This window comes from Micromonospora thermarum, from assembly GCF_012034245.1.
Classification (GTDB): domain Bacteria; phylum Actinomycetota; class Actinomycetes; order Mycobacteriales; family Micromonosporaceae; genus Micromonospora; species Micromonospora thermarum.
This window is the reverse complement of sequence record NZ_JAATEO010000055.1, coordinates 1-15679: the sequence shown is the minus strand read 5'-3', so window position 1 is coordinate 15679 and position 15679 is coordinate 1. Positions and strand designations below refer to the sequence as shown.

15 protein-coding genes and 1 pseudogene are annotated in these 15679 nt (G+C 72.0%); 11 read left to right on the top strand and 5 right to left on the bottom strand.

Going from position 1 to position 15679, the window contains the following annotated elements:
• Positions 1 to 931, top strand: a pseudogene (locus tag HCJ94_RS28270) (hypothetical protein); the annotation flags it as partial.
• Between the two features lie 377 nt (positions 932 to 1308).
• Here HCJ94_RS28270 and HCJ94_RS28265 read toward each other — a convergent pair.
• Complete coding sequence (locus tag HCJ94_RS28265; RefSeq protein WP_240944582.1) at positions 1309 to 2268, bottom strand: Fic family protein; 960 nt, start codon at positions 2266 to 2268, stop codon at positions 1309 to 1311.
• 241 nt (positions 2269 to 2509) lie between these two features.
• Here HCJ94_RS28265 and HCJ94_RS28260 point away from each other — a divergent pair, with 241 nt between their 5' ends.
• Positions 2510 to 2809, top strand: coding sequence for a hypothetical protein (locus HCJ94_RS28260; RefSeq protein WP_168004065.1), 300 nt, complete (start codon positions 2510 to 2512; stop codon positions 2807 to 2809).
• Positions 2810 to 3066: 257 nt separating this feature from the next.
• Here HCJ94_RS28260 and msrA read toward each other — a convergent pair whose 3' ends face one another.
• Positions 3067 to 3729, bottom strand: coding sequence for a peptide-methionine (S)-S-oxide reductase MsrA (msrA, locus tag HCJ94_RS28255; protein WP_168004064.1), 663 nt, complete (start codon positions 3727 to 3729; stop codon positions 3067 to 3069).
• Positions 3730 to 3964: 235 nt separating this feature from the next.
• Between msrA and HCJ94_RS28250 the strand changes: the two genes are divergently transcribed.
• Both HCJ94_RS28250 and HCJ94_RS28245 read left to right on the top strand, forming a co-directional pair.
• Complete coding sequence (locus tag HCJ94_RS28250; protein ID WP_168004063.1) at positions 3965 to 4153, top strand: DUF397 domain-containing protein; 189 nt, start codon at positions 3965 to 3967, stop codon at positions 4151 to 4153.
• Positions 4150 to 4668, top strand: coding sequence for a GNAT family N-acetyltransferase (locus HCJ94_RS28245; RefSeq protein WP_205802051.1), 519 nt, complete (start codon positions 4150 to 4152; stop codon positions 4666 to 4668). The genes HCJ94_RS28250 and HCJ94_RS28245 overlap by 4 nt, the downstream gene beginning before the upstream one ends.
• 46 nt (positions 4669 to 4714) lie before the next feature.
• Here the strand turns inward: HCJ94_RS28245 and HCJ94_RS28240 are convergent, their stop codons facing one another.
• Positions 4715 to 5134 (bottom strand): HIT family protein, encoded by a 420-nt coding sequence (locus HCJ94_RS28240; protein WP_168004062.1) that lies wholly within the window; start codon positions 5132 to 5134, stop codon positions 4715 to 4717.
• A 323-nt stretch (positions 5135 to 5457) separates the two neighbouring features.
• On the opposite strand from HCJ94_RS28240, the gene HCJ94_RS28235 reads away from it, so the two are divergent.
• The 4 genes from HCJ94_RS28235 to ilvA all read left to right on the top strand — a co-directional run bounded on the left by HCJ94_RS28235 (position 5458) and on the right by ilvA (position 10235).
• Complete coding sequence (locus tag HCJ94_RS28235; protein WP_168004061.1) at positions 5458 to 6600, top strand: cystathionine gamma-synthase; 1143 nt, start codon at positions 5458 to 5460, stop codon at positions 6598 to 6600.
• A 16-nt stretch (positions 6601 to 6616) separates the two neighbouring features.
• Complete coding sequence (locus tag HCJ94_RS28230; RefSeq protein ID WP_168004060.1) at positions 6617 to 8026, top strand: amidase; 1410 nt, start codon at positions 6617 to 6619, stop codon at positions 8024 to 8026.
• 153 nt (positions 8027 to 8179) lie between these two features.
• On the top strand, positions 8180 to 8875 hold the full coding sequence (locus HCJ94_RS28225) for a DUF4328 domain-containing protein (protein WP_168004059.1): 696 nt from the start codon (positions 8180 to 8182) through the stop codon (positions 8873 to 8875).
• 139 nt (positions 8876 to 9014) lie between these two features.
• The gene (ilvA, locus tag HCJ94_RS28220; RefSeq protein ID WP_168004058.1) at positions 9015 to 10235 is read left to right on the top strand and encodes a threonine ammonia-lyase; all 1221 of its coding nucleotides are present in this window, start codon (positions 9015 to 9017) and stop codon (positions 10233 to 10235) included.
• A gap of 114 nt (positions 10236 to 10349) precedes the next feature.
• Here the strand turns inward: ilvA and greA are convergent, their stop codons facing one another.
• Together greA and HCJ94_RS28210 are read right to left on the bottom strand one after the other, a co-directional pair.
• Positions 10350 to 10847 (bottom strand): transcription elongation factor GreA, encoded by a 498-nt coding sequence (greA, locus tag HCJ94_RS28215; RefSeq protein ID WP_168004057.1) that lies wholly within the window; start codon positions 10845 to 10847, stop codon positions 10350 to 10352.
• 161 nt (positions 10848 to 11008) lie between these two features.
• The gene (locus HCJ94_RS28210) at positions 11009 to 11443 is read right to left on the bottom strand and encodes a DUF4307 domain-containing protein (RefSeq protein WP_168004056.1); all 435 of its coding nucleotides are present in this window, start codon (positions 11441 to 11443) and stop codon (positions 11009 to 11011) included.
• A 191-nt stretch (positions 11444 to 11634) separates the two neighbouring features.
• Here HCJ94_RS28210 and mca point away from each other — a divergent pair, with 191 nt between their 5' ends.
• The 3 genes from mca to HCJ94_RS28195 all read left to right on the top strand — a co-directional run bounded on the left by mca (position 11635) and on the right by HCJ94_RS28195 (position 15667).
• Positions 11635 to 12516, top strand: a complete 882-nt coding sequence (gene mca / locus HCJ94_RS28205) for a mycothiol conjugate amidase Mca (protein ID WP_168004055.1) — start codon at positions 11635 to 11637, stop codon at positions 12514 to 12516.
• 150 nt (positions 12517 to 12666) lie between these two features.
• Positions 12667 to 12960 (top strand): hypothetical protein, encoded by a 294-nt coding sequence (locus HCJ94_RS28200; protein WP_168004054.1) that lies wholly within the window; start codon positions 12667 to 12669, stop codon positions 12958 to 12960.
• A gap of 178 nt (positions 12961 to 13138) precedes the next feature.
• Positions 13139 to 15667, top strand: a complete 2529-nt coding sequence (locus tag HCJ94_RS28195; RefSeq protein WP_168004053.1) for a putative bifunctional diguanylate cyclase/phosphodiesterase — start codon at positions 13139 to 13141, stop codon at positions 15665 to 15667.
• Positions 15668 to 15679: the final 12 nt, after the last annotated feature.

The window sequence follows — 15679 nt, the reverse complement described above, 5'->3', positions numbered from 1 at the left end:
CCAGTGGCGGGAACGGTCGTCGAGCCTGTCGGAGCAGAGCTACAGCTACGACCAGGCGGGCCGACTCACCTCGATCCGCGACACCATCGGCGGCCAGTGCACCACCCGCACCTACGGATTCAGCACCTCATCGAACCGCACCTCGACCACCGAATACGCCCCGGGCACGGACGGAGCCTGCCAAACCACGACGCCGGCGTCGTCGCGGACATGGACGTACGACACGGCCGACCGGGTGAACACGGCCGGTTACGGGTACGACGCGTTGGGTCGGACGACGACGGTGCCGGCGGTCGACACAGCCAACGCCGCCGGTGGGAACGTGACGGTCACGTACCACTCGACGGACCTGGTGGACACGATCACCCAGGGCGGCCGGACGACGGACTACACACTGGACGTCACGGGGGAGCGGGTTCGGTCGTGGACCGACAATGCCAGTGGCAGCGTCGTGCAGTCGGTGCACCACTACGACGGGGACGAGGACAGCCCGTCCTGGACGCAGGAAACCGCCGACCGGTTCACCCGGCCGATGTCGGGATTGTCGGCGATGGCCGGCATCTTCGACAGCGACAGTGCCCAGGTCGACTGGCAGATCACCAACCTGCACGGGGACCTGGTCGCGACGGTCCATGGGACGGACGAGGGCCTGTCCCGTACCAGCGAGGCCAACGAGTACGGCACCCCGCGCAACCCCGACGACGTCGGCACACAGCGCTACGGCTGGCTCGGTGCCAAGCAACGCGCGGCCGACACCCCGTCCGGCATCATCCTGATGGGCGTCCGCCTCTACGGATTCGGCTGTGACCTGAGGTACAAGGGAGTCCGCAAGTTCGAGATCCACTTCCACAAGGTGAGAGGGAAGTGGCGACCGCACTACCATCGCAGGCCAGGAATCGGTAGGCATCGTCCATGGGATGGTGGTTGGTGATGTCACGCTACGTCGCGGCGTCGGTGGCAGTCTTTCCCCTTCGAGTGGGCCGATCTCGGTGGTGATTTCGCCCTTGCCGGCGCGGGCCACGATCGGCGCGAACGCTCGAGACGGGTACGGGACGGGAGGTGCTCAGGAGAATGTGGACCTGGCTGCGACGGTTAGGGATCCTGTCCCGGTTGCTGGTGGGGACGGTGCGCGGCTGGTGTTGGCTGGCGATCTTGTTCGGGCTGTCCTTCGTCGCCGAGCGGTTCCTCCCTCCGCCGTGGGAGAACGTGGCGGTGGGCCTCATCGTCGCGGTCATGAGCCAGGCGATCGGATGGGCCTTCGAGGACGACATCCTGCGGCGGGACCGCGCTGGCCGCCGCGTCCGTCACTCAGGCGCGGTCGCGCCGCCATCGCGTCCGCTCATAGTCCTCGACCCAGCTCCGGCTGCTGCGCCAGACGCCGTCGTCTCCCTTTACGGCGCGTAACCGGCCCCGGTTCGCGGCGACCCGCAGCGCGGCCTCCGACAGGTCCGGCGTCGCGAGAGCCGGCAACGGGACCAGTTGCGTCGACTCGGCTACGGCCGGCATCACGAATCGGTAGATGTTCGTCGTGACGCTGCGGGCGAGCAACTCGCCGAGCGGGCCAGGGTCACCACTGTCTGCTTTCTGCAATGCCCGAAGGTAGGCGGCTCGGTCGCGCTTGTAGATGATCGCCGGTGGGTAGCCGAGCCTACCGAGCAGGAGACTGAGCACCAGCCGACCTGCACGTCCATTTCCATCCAGAAAGGGATGGATGACCTCGAAGCGGTGGTGAACCACAGCCACGCGTTCGGCGAGAGGTTCGTCGCTGGTCCTGCGCAGCTCGTCGGCGGTCTCGACCCAGCTCCGCATCAGCGAGTCGACTTCGGTCCAGGGGGGCGGCTTCATGCCTCCGGGGAACCGGGCGATCTCGTGCCGGCGGAAGTTCCCGGGTGCCTCGGCGCCGATGGCATTGGGGTGGGGGGCCACCGTCCAGACCGGAGTCATCGCGAGGTGATGGATATGCCGCACCTCCTGCAGAGACACCAGTGAGCCGTCGTGCCAGTCCCCGGGCTCCAGTGCTTGGCCGTAAACCCATCGCGCAGCCTCCGCGTAGCCCTGGACCTCCATGTAGTCGCGGAGAGGCTTGGCGCCGACCGCCCTGCCCTCGTCGAGGAGCTTCTCGACCTCGTGCAGGACGAGCGTGTTGCCCTCGATCGCGGTGCTGTGGTGCGCCTCCTGGTGCCAGATGTCCGACCAGATGTCGTGAGCCTCCCGGGGAGTCGGCAGCCCTCCCAGCTGGTCGCGCAGCTCGTGGACGGCCTCCTCCATCCGCTGATGGATCCGGGCCCGGCTCGGACGTCCTGGTCCCGGCATCGTTGACCCTCCAAGATTTTGTTCGCTACGACCGAAATTAATGTACCGAACATTTCCGGTGTTTGTTCGGATGTGGCTGGTTAGCCCTAACGAACAATTTCGCACGGAGGCGGACGAGACAGCGTGGTGCAGTCGGTGCACCACTACGACGGGGACGAAGTCCAACTTCGAGGGGCGAGCTGGCATCCGGGGCCGGATGACAAGCAACTACCACGCTGTACCATCGCGCGCCGAAGAGGTGGGCGCCGTGGTGGTAGATCCGATTTGGGAGTTCGACCGGCGGGTGGCTGAGGTGCGGGCGGACGACGGCACCGAGGGCTACCTGTCCGTCAGGCTCGACGACACGCCCTGGAGTGACGGTAGCCGGGAGACTGCCGTCGACAGGAGTGTCGTCCTCGCTCGGCCGGGTCTCACCCGGCCGAGCGGGACTGGCGGTTCAGCGACCGTTCGGATCCCGATCCCGACGACGCGCGGCAGGAGCTTCGGACCGGACTGATCGAGTGGTACGGACGGACGCTGCGGGTGTGGCGCTGGCTGGGCGAGTCGCAGGCACAACTCATAGCCAGCCAACATTTCGGCTAGCCACAATGAACCCGGCTGGGCTTAGCCTCCCCAGCCCGCCCGGAAAGTGCATCAGCGGGTCGCTACGGAGCCTTGGCAGCCACGCCGATGGACGCGGCCACCGCCTCGGCCTTCTTGCCGGCCGAGGAGGGCCGGGACCTTTCCGGTCCCGGCCCTCCTCCTTCCGGTCCGTCAGCCGGCGGTGCGGGCGATGCCGACCGGGCAGCTCAGCCCGTTCGGGCCGTGGTTGCAGTAGCCGTTGGGGTTCTTGGTCGGGGCGAGGTACTGCTGGTGGTAGTCCTCGGCCAGGTAGTACTCGCCGAGCCGGCCGATCTCCGTGGTGATCTCACCCTTGCCCGCGCGGGCCACGATCGGCGCGAACGCGTCCCGGGACGCCTCGGCGCTGGCGAGCTGCTCGTCGGTGGTCGCGTAGATCGCCGACCGGTACTGGGTGCCCACGTCGTTGCCCTGGCGCATGCCCTGGGTCGGGTCGTGGTTCTCCCAGAAGACCTTGAGCAGGTCCTCGTAGGTGATGGTCTCCGGGTCGTACACGACCTGCACGACCTCGGCGTGCCCGGTCCGGCCCGAGCAGACCTCCTCGTACGTCGGGTTCGGCGTGTAGCCGCCCGCGTAACCGGCGGAGGTGGTGAACACGCCGGGCAGCGTCCAGAACAGCCGCTCGGCGCCCCAGAAACAGCCCATCCCGAACACGGCGACCCGCGACCCCTCGGGGAACGGGCCCTTCAGCGGGGTGCCGAGCACCTCGTGCCGGTCGGCGACGGGCATCGCGATCAGGCGGCCGGGCAGGGCCTGCTCCGGGGTGATCATCTCGGCCTTCATGCGGCGCAGGAACACGGTGGGGACTCCTCTCGTACCCTTCGCAGCCTGCAACGCCGGCAGACCCCTATTCCTTACCCGTCCCACCCGCTGTCAGGCGCGGTTACGTCACACTCCGGACGGCCCGCCAGCTTCACCGGACAAATGCCACCAGAACGGCCGTACGATCGCTGCTGCGGACCGGGGAGTCGGTGCGTGCCGAGGCGCTGCCCGGCTGACAGGGCACCGAGCTGATCGAGGAGGCGGCACGATCATGGACCTGACCGGCGCGGTGTGGCGGACGAGCACCCGCAGCAGCGGCAGCGGCGGCAACTGTGTCGAGGTCGCCGGCAACCTGCCCGGGGTCGTCGCCGTACGGGACAGCAAGGACCGGCAGGGCCCGGTGCTGACCTTCCCGCCCGCCTCCTGGCGTGCCCTCGTCGCCACGCCGCCCACCCGGTGACCGTTCCGCCCCTCTCCACCGGCCCGGAGCAGCCGACGATCACCGAGATCCGGCCCGACGCCGACGAGGCGTTGGCCCGGTCGGTGCTCGCGGTGCAGCACGCCGCGTACGCGGTCGAGGCCGCCCTGATCGGCGACGACCGCATCCCCCCGCTGCACGAGACGGTGGCCGACCTGCGCGCGGCGCCCCTGCGCTGGCTCGCCGCTGACCTGCCCGGCCCCGGCGTGATTCCCGGTGCCGAGCCTCGACTGGCCGGCGCGATCGCCTGGACCGAGGACGACACGACCGTGGACATCGACCGCCTGGTGGTCGACCCGGCCGCCCACCGGCGCGGCGTCGGGCGTGCCCTGGTGACGGCGGTGCTGACTCACGCAGGCGCCCGGCGCGTCCTCGTCGCCACCGGTCGGGCCAACCAGCCGGCCCGCCGCCTCTACGAGTCGCTCGGGTTCACAGCGATCGGCGACGAAGAGGTCATCCCGGGCCTCTGGATCTCGCGCTACGCGCGGTGCGCCTAACGATCTTGGGAAGGAAACGCCCCCCGAGGGCTTCCAAGATTTCGGACTAGGCCGCTTTCAGCGCCGCACCGATCCGGTCGGCGTACGCCGTTGCGTCGGCGTCGTCGGCGTAGCGGGTGCGGGGCCAGAAGAACCCGCGCAGGCCATCGCCCTTGGTCCGGGGCACCACGTGGGTGTGCAGGTGCGGCACGGACTGGGAGACCTTGTTGTTCATCGCCACGAACGTGCCGCCGGCGCCCAGGCCGGCCTCGACCGCGATCGCGAGCCGTCGCACCAGCCCGAAGTAGCCGGCCAACGCCTCGGGCGGCAGGTCGGCCAGAGTGACGAGGTGCGTACGCGGCACCACCAGCACGTGCCCCTTGAACACCGGCCGGGTGTCCAGGAACGCCACCCCGTCCGCCTCGTCGACGACCCGGAACGCCGGCACCTCGCCCGCCACGATCCCGCAGAACACGCACCCACTCATCGCCTGGCAGGGTAACCGCCCACCGCCCGCCCCGCCCCGGGACGCCGCCCCAGCGCGGCACGGCCGCACCAGCCCAGCCCTCGTCGATCTTGCACTTGTGGCCCTCGTAATGCCCCGGATGCCACGGTTTGACCGGGCAGAAAATGCAAGATCGCGGGGGCGAGCGGGGGAGGGCGGGGGAGGGCGGGGAGGGGCCGGGTCTGCTCTCGGTGCGGGTGCCCCCGTATCTCGACTGGTGGGTCGCCAGCGGTTCGGGCGGTCCGGCGCGGCGTGCCGGCGGGGTTCCATAGGCTGGGAAGGACTGGACGACTAACGTTCCGGGAATGAGTCACGGCTTCGAGACGCTCGCCATCCACGCCGGCCAGGACCCTGAGGCCCGCACCGGCGCGGTGATCCCACCGATCTACCAGACCAGCACGTACGCGCAGGACGCCGTCGGCGCGCCCCGGCTGGGCTACGAGTACAGCCGCTCCGGCAACCCGACCCGGGACGCGCTCCAGGAGTGCCTGGCCGCGCTGGAGGGCGGCGCCGTCGGGCTCGCCTTCGCCAGCGGCCTCGCCGCCGAGGACACCCTGCTGCGTACCGTCTGCAAGCCGGGCGACCACGTGGTCATCCCCGACGACGCGTACGGCGGCACCTACCGGCTCTTCGCCAAGGTGGTCGAGCGGTGGGGGCTGCGCTACACCCCCGCCAAGGTCTCCGACCCGGACGCGGTCCGGGCCGCGATCGAGCCCGGCCGGACGAAGATCGTCTGGGTGGAGACGCCGACCAACCCGCTGCTCGGCATCGCCGACATCGCCGCCCTCGCGGCCGTGGCGCACGACGCCGACGCGCTGCTTGTCGTGGACAACACGTTCGCCTCCCCGTACCTCCAGCAGCCGCTCGCGCTCGGCGCGGACGTCGTCGTCCACTCGACGACGAAGTACATCGGCGGGCACTCCGACGTGGTCGGTGGTGCGCTGATCGCCGCCGACGCGGGGCTCGGCGAGGACCTGCGCTACCACCAGAACGCGATGGGCGCGATCAACGGGCCGTTCGACGCGTGGCTCACGCTGCGCGGCATCAAGACCCTCGGCGTACGCATGGACCGGCACTGCGACAACGCCGAGCGGATCGCCGCGTACCTCGACGGGCACGCCAAGGTGGGTCAGGTGATCTACCCGGGCCTGCCGTCGCACCCGGGTCACGAGGTGGCCGCGAAGCAGATGCGCCGCTTCGGCGGGATGATCTCCTTCCGGGCGGCCGGCGGCGAGGAGCACGCCGTCGAGATCTGCAACCGGGCGAAGCTCTTCGTGCTCGCCGAGTCGCTCGGCGGGGTGGAGTCCCTCATCGAGCACCCGGGCCGGATGACACACGCAAGTGCGGCCGGCTCGCCGCTTGAAGTTCCCGGCGATCTCGTGCGACTGTCTGTCGGCATCGAGACGGTCGACGACCTGCTCGCCGATCTGGAGCAGGCGCTGGGCTGACCGCGGGCTGGGGAGGGTGGCCGTGCAGGACATCATGCCGACCTGGGTGGGGGCGACCGCCAAACAGATCGCCCGGGGCGTACGCCGGGGTGACGTCTCCGCCACCCAGGTGGTGGCCGACCACCTCGACCACGTCGCCCGCGCCGACGCCGAGCTGGCCGCGTTCCGCGCGGTCCGCGGCGGCGAGGCGGTCACCGAGGCGGAGAAGGTCGACGAGCAGGAGGACCTGGCCAACCTCCCCCTGGCCGGCGTGCCGGTGGCGGTCAAGGAGAACACCGCCGTCGCCGGGCTGCCCACCTGGAACGGGTCGGCCGCCGTGCGTACCCCGGTGGCGGAGGCCGACCACGAGGTGGTCCGGCGGCTGCGCGGCGCCGGCGCGGTGATCCTCGGGGTGACCCGGATGCCGGAGCTGGGCCTGTGGGGCGTCACCGACGACGAGACCGGCGTGACCCGCAACCCGTGGGACCTCGGGCGTACGCCCGGCGGCTCCTCCGGCGGCTCCGCCGCCGCGGTGGCCGCCGGGCTGGTGCCGATCGCCCACGCCAACGACGGCCTCGGCTCGATCCGGATCCCGGCGGCCTGCTGCGGCCTGGTCGGCCTCAAGCCCGGGCGTGGGGTGGTGCCCTGCCAGCTCGGCGCGGACGACTGGTTCGGCCTCACCGAGCACGGCGTGCTGACCACCACGGTGGCCGACGCCGCGGTCGGCTTCCAGGTGCTCGCCGGCCGCCCGCAGGAGAAGCTGGTGCCGCCGCAGCGGCTGCGGGTCGGGGTGTCGCTGCGCTCCCCGGTGCGCGGCGTATCGCCGGACGCGCCGAACCGGGACGCGGTCGCCGCCGCCGGCCGGCTCCTCGCCGCCGCCGGGCACGACACCGTGCCGGCGGACCCCGTCTACCCGACCGCGCTGGGCCTCCAGGGGATCGCGACCTGGTTCGCCGCGGCCGCCGCCGACGTGCGGGCCGCCGGCCTGGACCGGCGGATCCTGCAGCGGCGCAGCCGCCGCCACGTCGCCTTCGGGGAGTGGGCGGAGCGCCGGGGGTACGTGCGGGACGCCGACCGGGCCGCCTGGCGCGAGCGCTCGATCGGGTTCTTCGCGGACCACTCGGTCGACCTGCTGCTCACCCCGGCGCTGGCCACCGTGCCGCCGGAGGCGACGAGCTGGTCGGCCCGCTCCTGGCGGGCGAACATGCTGGCCAACATCCGGTACGCCCCGTACGCCGCCCCGTGGAACATCGCCGGCCTGCCCGCCCTGGTGGTGCCGGTCGGCCGCCGCCCGGACGGCCTGCCGGTCGCGGTCCAGCTCGTCGGCCCGCCCGGCTCGGAACTCCTGCTGCTCGGCGTGGCCGGCCAGTTCGAGATGCAGGCACCCTGGACCCGGCACGCCCCCGGATACCCCCGCGTCGGAACGGGGTCGCCGGCCGCCGCATGATCGTCTAGCCTGCCGGTACCCTGCGACCGAGGACGGCCGGCAATGCTCTGCCCCACCTGCGCCACCGACAACGCTGCGAGCACCACCGAGTGCCCGACCTGTCGAACCCCTGTCGGCGCACCGGTGCTGCATCCGGGCGTTCCGGTTCGCCCGGTGCGAGGCGTCGGGCGGGCCGCCGCGGTGGCCGTCGGTGCGGCCACCCTCGCCTACCTGCTGTCCACGTTGGTCCTGCCGGTGCAGGCCGCGATCTCCGCCGAGGCGGGCCGCCAGCTGGACAGCGACCTTCTGCACACCGCACAGATGCTCGATCTCGCCGGCGCACCGTACCTGGTGGCCCTGGTCGTCGCGGGCGTGCTCGTGATCATCTGGACCTGGCGGGTGCGGAAGAACCTGGAGGCCTTCCCCGGTGCCGGGCCGGCCTTCGCCGCCGGTTGGGCGATCGCCGGCTGGCTGGTGCCGTTCGCCAACTTCTTCATGCCGTACCGCGTGGTGGCCAACGTCGCGCGGGACACCCTCTGGCGGCTGACCACGCCGTGGCTGGTCAAGCTCTGGTGGGGCGCCTGGCTGCTGTTCGGGCTCGCCGACGGGTTCGTCGCCGGAATCATCGAGGAGGAGTGGGCGGCCCTGCCGGCGGCTCCGGTGACGTCGGCCGACTTCGACGCATACGCCGACCACTACATTTCCGCGCTGGGTTCGTACCTCATTCCGACCGCCGCCTGCCTGGCTGCCGGCGTGTCGCTGATTTGGCTGATCATCCGGATCTCCGCCGCCCAGGAGGCCCGGATCGCCCGAACCCTGCCCGCCGGCCCGATCCTCCCCGGCGCCACCCTCCCCACCCCCACGCCGTAACCCCCGGGCCCCCTCCCCGCGATCTTGCACTTCGTGCCCCGACGGAGCGGGTGAAAAGGCGTGTATCGAGGGCAGAAAGTCCATGATCGCGGGGAGGGGGAGTGGGTCCGGGCCCGAGGGCGGGTGGGACGATCGGGGCATGACGGAACTGGTCAGCCTGGACGACGTACGGGCCGCGCGGGAGCTGCTCGCCGGTGTCGTCCGTACCACCCCGCTCGAACCCTCCCGGCCGCTCAGCGCGGCACTCGGCGGGCCGACCTGGCTCAAGTGCGAGAACCTGCAACGCGCCGGCTCGTACAAGGTCCGGGGAGCGTACGTCCGGATCTGCCGACTGTCCGAGGCGGAGCGGGCCAACGGCGTGGTCGCGGCGAGCGCCGGCAACCACGCCCAGGGGGTCGCGCTCGCCGCCGGGCTGGTCGGTACGCACGCCACGGTCTTCATGCCGGTGAACGCGCCGCTGCCGAAGGTGGCCGCCACCAAGGGATACGGGGCCCAGGTCGAACTCGTCGGCAACACCGTCGACGAGTCGCTGGTGGCCGCGCAGACGTTCGCGGAGCGCACCGGGGCGACGCTGATCCACCCGTTCGACCACCGGGACGTGATCGCCGGGCAGGGCACGGTGGCGCTGGAGATCCTCGAACAGTGCCCGGACGTGAAGACGATCGTCACCGGGGTGGGCGGCGGTGGTCTGGTCTCCGGGATGGCGGTCGCGGCGAAGGCCCTGCGGCCGGACGTCCGGGTGGTGGGCGTGCAGGCGGCCAGCGCCGCCGCGTTCCCGCCCTCGCTGCTGGCCGGCGAGCCGGTACGGCTCCCGTCGTTCAGCACCATCGCCGACGGAATCGCCGTGGGACGCCCGGGCGAGCTGACCTTCCTCCACGTCCGCAAGCTGGTCGACGAGGTGGTGACGGTCTCCGAGGAGGACATCTCCCGCGCGCTGCTCATGCTGCTCGAACGGGGCAAGCAGGTGGTCGAGCCGGCCGGCGCGGTGGGGGTGGCGGCGCTGCTGACCGGCGCGGTCGAGGTGGAGGCCCCGGTGGTGGCGGTGCTCTCCGGCGGCAACATCGATCCGCTGCTGATGCTCCGGGTCATCGAGCACGGCCTGGCGGCGGCCGGCCGCTACCTGCGGGTCACCGTCCGGTGCAGCGACCGGCCCGGCCAACTCGCGTCGCTGCTCAGCGAGATCGCCGAGCACCGGGCGAACGTCGTCGACGTCGAGCACCAGCGGGCAAACCCGCACCTGCGGCTCGGCGAGGTCGAGGTGGCGCTGTCGGTGGAGACCCGGGGCGTGGAGCACTCGGACATGCTGATCAGCGCGCTGCGGGCCAGCGGCTACCAGGTGGTCTTCGCCGGCGAGGCGTGACGGCTGACCTCGGGCCGGCCCCCAGGTCCTCTCGACCGAGGACTTCGACACAGACCCTAAACGCGCGACGCGCCGGTGCCCTGGGCGGGCGCCGGCGCGTCGGCATGGTCTGGCTCAGCCGGAGAACGGCTCGAAGGCGACCACGGTCACCTTGATGTCGGCGCCGCTCGGGGCCGTGTAGGTGCACGTCTGGCCGGGGCGGCAGCCCAGGATCGCCTTGCCGATGGCGGACTCGGGGCTGTAGACGGTCAGCTCGGTGGTCGACGCGATCTCGCGGGAGCCGAGCAGGAAGCGCTCGGTGTCGTCCTTGTCGTCGTCGAAGTAGATCGTCACGACCATGCCGGGCGCCACCGTGTCGGCGGTGGGTGCCTCGCCGACCTGCGCGGTGCGCAGCAGCTCCTTCAGGTAGAGAATGCGCCCCTCGGCCTTGCTCTGCTCCTCGCGGGCGGCGTGGTAGCCGCCGTTCTCCCGCAGGTCGCCTTCCTCGCGCCGCGCGTTGATCTCGGCGGCGATGACCGGACGGTTGGCGATGAGCTCGTCGAGCTCGGCTTGGAGGCGGTCGTGCGCCTCCTGCGACAGCCAGGTGGCGGGCGCCTCGTTGCCGTTGGACACAGGCGGTCTCCTCAGTCGTGCGTGCTGGCTGACAGTGAACTTCCAAGTTACCAGTGACCACCGACAAGGGGTGTCGACGATCACTGACCGCCGCCCGGTGCGCGGTCACGCCAGCACCGGCGACCGCCCTCCGGCGCCGGTGAGATGAGGATCAGCGCCGGTCAGGTCGGCGGTCGGCAGCGCAGCACCTCGCCGATGAAGGCGCGGCCGCTGGTCGCCAGCCGGTGCTGCGTCGTCACGTGCCGTTCACCCGGCCGCGCGGTCACGGTGACCTGCTCACGGGCCACCTCGGCGCCGGCCCGGTCCCGGGCGCGCAGCACGCAGACCGCGGACCCGCCCGGCGGCACGGTGACCCGGAAGTCGACCAGGACCTGGGTGTCGGTGATCCCGGTGTACGTGATCACCGTGGCGTCGTACTCGGGGTCGCCGTACTGCTGGTAGAGGCGGACGGTGACCAGGCCGAGGACGGCGGCGAGCGCGAGCGCCAGCAGCCCGGCCAACACCGGCCGGCGGCGGCCGGGCTCGCGGCGCCGCCCGTACCGGCCGGGTGGGAAGACCGGCGCGCCGGACCGAATTGTGGCGTGCGTCTCGCTCACCGGCGGGTATCTCCTGGCGTCGTTGTCGGGGGCATCGGCAAGAATGGCAGAGTTCCATTCTCCCAGCCCGGTCCTGTCGTCCAGCATGGCAGGTCGGCGCCGGAGGGTTCCGGCACGGGGGGAGCATTCCGGCAGGTCAGCCGGGCGGCCCGGGGGCGGACCGCCGGGGGCACAGACGAGGAGCGCCGACGTTGGCAGAGCGACTGCGGCTCATGGCCGTCCACGCACACCCGGACGACGAGTCGAGCAAGGGCGCGGCGACCACCGCGAAGTACGTGGCCGAGGGCGTGGACGTCCTGGTCGTGACCTGCACCGGTGGTGAGCGGGGCAGCGTGCTCAACCCGAAGATGGACCGGCCGGACGTCTGGGCCAACATCGCCGAGATCCGCCGCGCCGAGATGGACGCCGCCCGCGCGATCCTTGGTGTCGAGCAGGCCTGGCTGGGCTTCGTGGATTCCGGCCTGCCCGAGGGCGACCCGCTGCCGCCGCTCCCCGAGGGCTGCTTCGCCCTGCAGGACGTGGCCGAGGCCGCGGGGCCGCTGGTGCGCCTGATGCGCGAGTTCCGTCCGCACGTCGTCACCACGTACGACGAGGAGGGCGGCTACCCCCACCCGGACCACATCATGACCCACAAGATCAGCGTGGCCGCGTTCGAGGCCGCCGGTGACCCGGAGCGCTACCCGGAGCTGGGCGCGCCGTGGCAGCCGCTCAAGCTCTACTACGACATCGGCTTCTCGAAGGGCAAGATCCTCGCCCTGCACGAGGGCATGCTCGCCGCCGGCCTCGAGTCGCCGTACGGGGAGTGGATCAAGCGGTGGGAGGATCGGGAGGACAAGGGCCCCCGGATCACCACCCGGGTCGAGTGCGCGGACTACTTCCCGGTGCGGGACGACGCGCTGCGGGCCCACGCGACCCAGATCGACCCGGACGGCTTCTGGTTCCACGTGCCGATGGAGCTCCAGCGGCAGGCCTGGCCCACCGAGGACTTCCAGCTGGTCCGGTCGCTGGTCGACAGCCCGCTGCCCGAGTCGGACCTCTTCGCCGGGGTGCGCGAGACGGCGCACGTCCGTTAGGTCCTGGGTCGAGGTTCTCGGCCGAGCCGCAGGCCGGCCAGGGGCGTCGACAGGGGCCCCGGGTCGGTGTCGACGTCCCACCGCGACTCGACAGACGCCCTGATCCGGCGGCGGGCTACGCTGGTTACCAACCGCTCATCGGAGGAACGCATGCTGACCGCTGCCCAGGTGCTGGCCCAGAACAACTTCGGGGACACCCGCACGGGTGGCCTGGCGGGCCCGATGGGCCTCTTCCTGATCCTGGTGCTGGCCACCGCCACCGTCCTGCTGATCCGCAACATGAACGCGCGGCTGCGCCGGCTGCCCGACCGGTTCCCGCAGCAGGCCCGGCCGGCCGACGCCGGCCAGGCGGACGCGGCAGTCGTTGATCCGACAGACGGCACGGGAGCGCAGGATTCATCGCCGAACCCGCCCAACGGGCCCCAGCAGCGCCAAAACGGCTAGTCCCCGCATGATTCACGTCCGAGCAGGTCGACACCCCCTGTTGCGGCCACCGGTATTGGCTTAGCCTTCCGCCGGGGGGACCGAAAGTCTCTTCGGCCGTGCGGGAGGGGGCGCCGATGACCAGCACACCAGCGGCTGCCCGTCGTACCTCCGCCAGGCCCGGCGCCGGAGGGAGTCGGTGACCTCCGCCCCTGCGGGGAAGTCGCGGGTCGAGGCCCGCGACTCGTCCTCGCGGCTGCTCGCGCTCACGGTGGCGGTGGCGCTGACCGCCCTGGTCGCGGCCGCGGTGGGGCTCACCCTGCCGGTCGCCCTGCCGGCCGACGATCCCTTCGGCGGGCCCGCCCGCTTCGGTTTCGCCGTCGCCCTCTTCGCGCTCGCCCAACTGGCCCGGCTCCGGTTCCGGGCCGCCGCCGGTACGGTCAGCATCACCTGGGGCGAGGCGGCGCTCATCGTCTGCCTGCACCAGGTCCCGTCCGGGTGGCTCCCGGCGGCCACCCTCCTCGGTGTCGGGCTCGCCTGGACGGCGATGTCGCTGCTCGGCGACCGCCGGCCGGTGCTGGAGATCGTCCGGATCGCCTCGTCCCTGGCCGCGGCGACGGCACTTGCCGTGTCGGTCACCACGGCCCTGGGCCAGCCGCTGCTGGCCACACCGACGCCGGCCCTCGCGCTCGCGGTGGTCGCGGGTGCGGTCGTCTACCTTCTCGCCAGCGCCTGGCTGGGCGGCGTCAGCCTCACGTTGCGGAACGGCACGTCGCTCGGCGCGGTGCTGCTCGCTGCGCTGCGCGGCAAGCTGCTGATGTTCGTCGGGAACGTCGTGGTGGGTCTGGTCGTGGTGGCCCTGGTGGAGCTGGATGCGCGGTGGTTGCTGCTGTTGCCTCCGCCGCTCTGGCTGCTCCAGCAGACCTACCGGCACCGGCTGCGCGCCGACCAGGAGCGGCGTTCCTGGCGAGCCTTCGCGGAGGCGACGGCGGCGCTCAACCAGCTGGACGAGCGGGGCGTGGCGAGTGCGGCGGTGGCCGGCGCGTTGTCGCTCTTCGAGGCCGAACTGGTCGATGTGGACGTCGCCCGCGGTGACGGGCGCTGGCGGCGCTACCGAGGTGACGCGGGCGGGCAGATCGTCGAGCGGGAGGTCGGCGTCCCCGGCCCTGACGAGGCGGACGACTGCGGCCTGGTCCGGACGCTCACCGTCGGGGACACGCAGGTGGGTCACCTTCGCGTCCGGTTCCCTCGCTCGGCCCCACCGAGCGACCGCGAGCGGGACGCCGTCGCCGCGTACGGTGACGCTCTCGCGGCGGCGCTGCACGACGCGGCGACCCACCGCGAGCTGCGCCTGGTCACCGCGCGGTCGTCGTACGAGGCGGTGCACGACGCGCTGACCGGCCTGGTCAACCGGGCGGCGATGCTCAGCAAGGGCGACCAGGCGTTGCGACAGCTCGCGCACGACCATCCGGTGGCGCTGCTCCTGCTGGACATCAACCAGTTCAAGGAGGTCAACGACACCCTCGGGCACGCCGCCGGCGACCAGTTGCTGCGGCTGACCGCCAACCGGCTGGGCGCGCTGGCCCGCAGCGGGGACCTGCTCGGCCGCCTCGGCGGCGACGAGTTCGCCGTGCTGCTGACGTCGGTCCCGGTGATCGGGGACCGCGCTGCCCCGATGGCGTACGCGCTGCGCCAGGCCCGGGAGATCGCCGAGCGGCTCGCCGCGCCCACCGAGGTGGCCGGCGTACGGATGTCGGTGGAGGTCGCCGTCGGGGTGGTGGTGGCCGACGCGGGCACCGCCGACATGACGGAGCTGCTGCGCCGCGCCGACATCGCCATGTACCAGGCCAAGGAGGGCGGCGGCAACGTCGCCGCGTACGACTCGACGCGGGACGCCGCCAGCACCGACCAGCTCGCCCTACTGGCCGAGCTGCGGGAGGCGCTCGCGACCGACGACCAGCTCGTGCTGGTGCTGCAACCGGCGGTCGACCTGGCCACCGGCGCGCCGACCGGTGTGGAGGCGCTGATCCGGTGGCGGCACCCGCGCCGTGGCTGGCTGAGCCCGCACGACTTCATCCGCCCGGTGGAGAACAGCGAGCAGCTCGGCACGTTCACCCGGTACGTGGTGGACAAGGCCCTCGGCGTGGCGGCGCAGTGGGCCCGCGAGGGCCTGGACGTGCCGATCTCGGTGAACCTCTCGGCCCGCAGCCTGCTCGACCCCCGGCTGCCGGCGGAGATCGCGGACGCGCTGCGCCGCCACCAGGTGCCGGCGCACCGCCTCGTCCTCGAGATCACCGAGACCGTGGTGATGAGCGAGCTGGAGGTCATCGACGAGGTGCTCGCCACCCTGCGCGCGATGGGCGTGCAGCTCGCCGTCGACGACTTCGGCACCGGCTTCTCGTCGCTGACCTTCCTCACCCGGATCGCGGTCGACGAGTTGAAGGTGGACCGGTCCTTCGTCATCCGGATGGCGGATTCGCCGGAGGCGGCGGCGATCGTGCGGACCACCGTCGGGCTGGCCCAGGAGCTGGGGCTCCGGGTGGTCGCCGAGGGCGTGGAGACGGCCGAGCAGCGGAGCGCGCTGGCTGAGTTGGGCTGCACCGCCGCGCAGGGCTACCACTTCTTCAAGCCGATGCCCGCTGACAAGATCGGCGCCGTCCTCGGCACCCTGCTGGACGAGGCCCGCCCCCACCTCTTCCCCCTCCGCGCCGCCGACGACGCCTCCTAACCCCCCCAACCC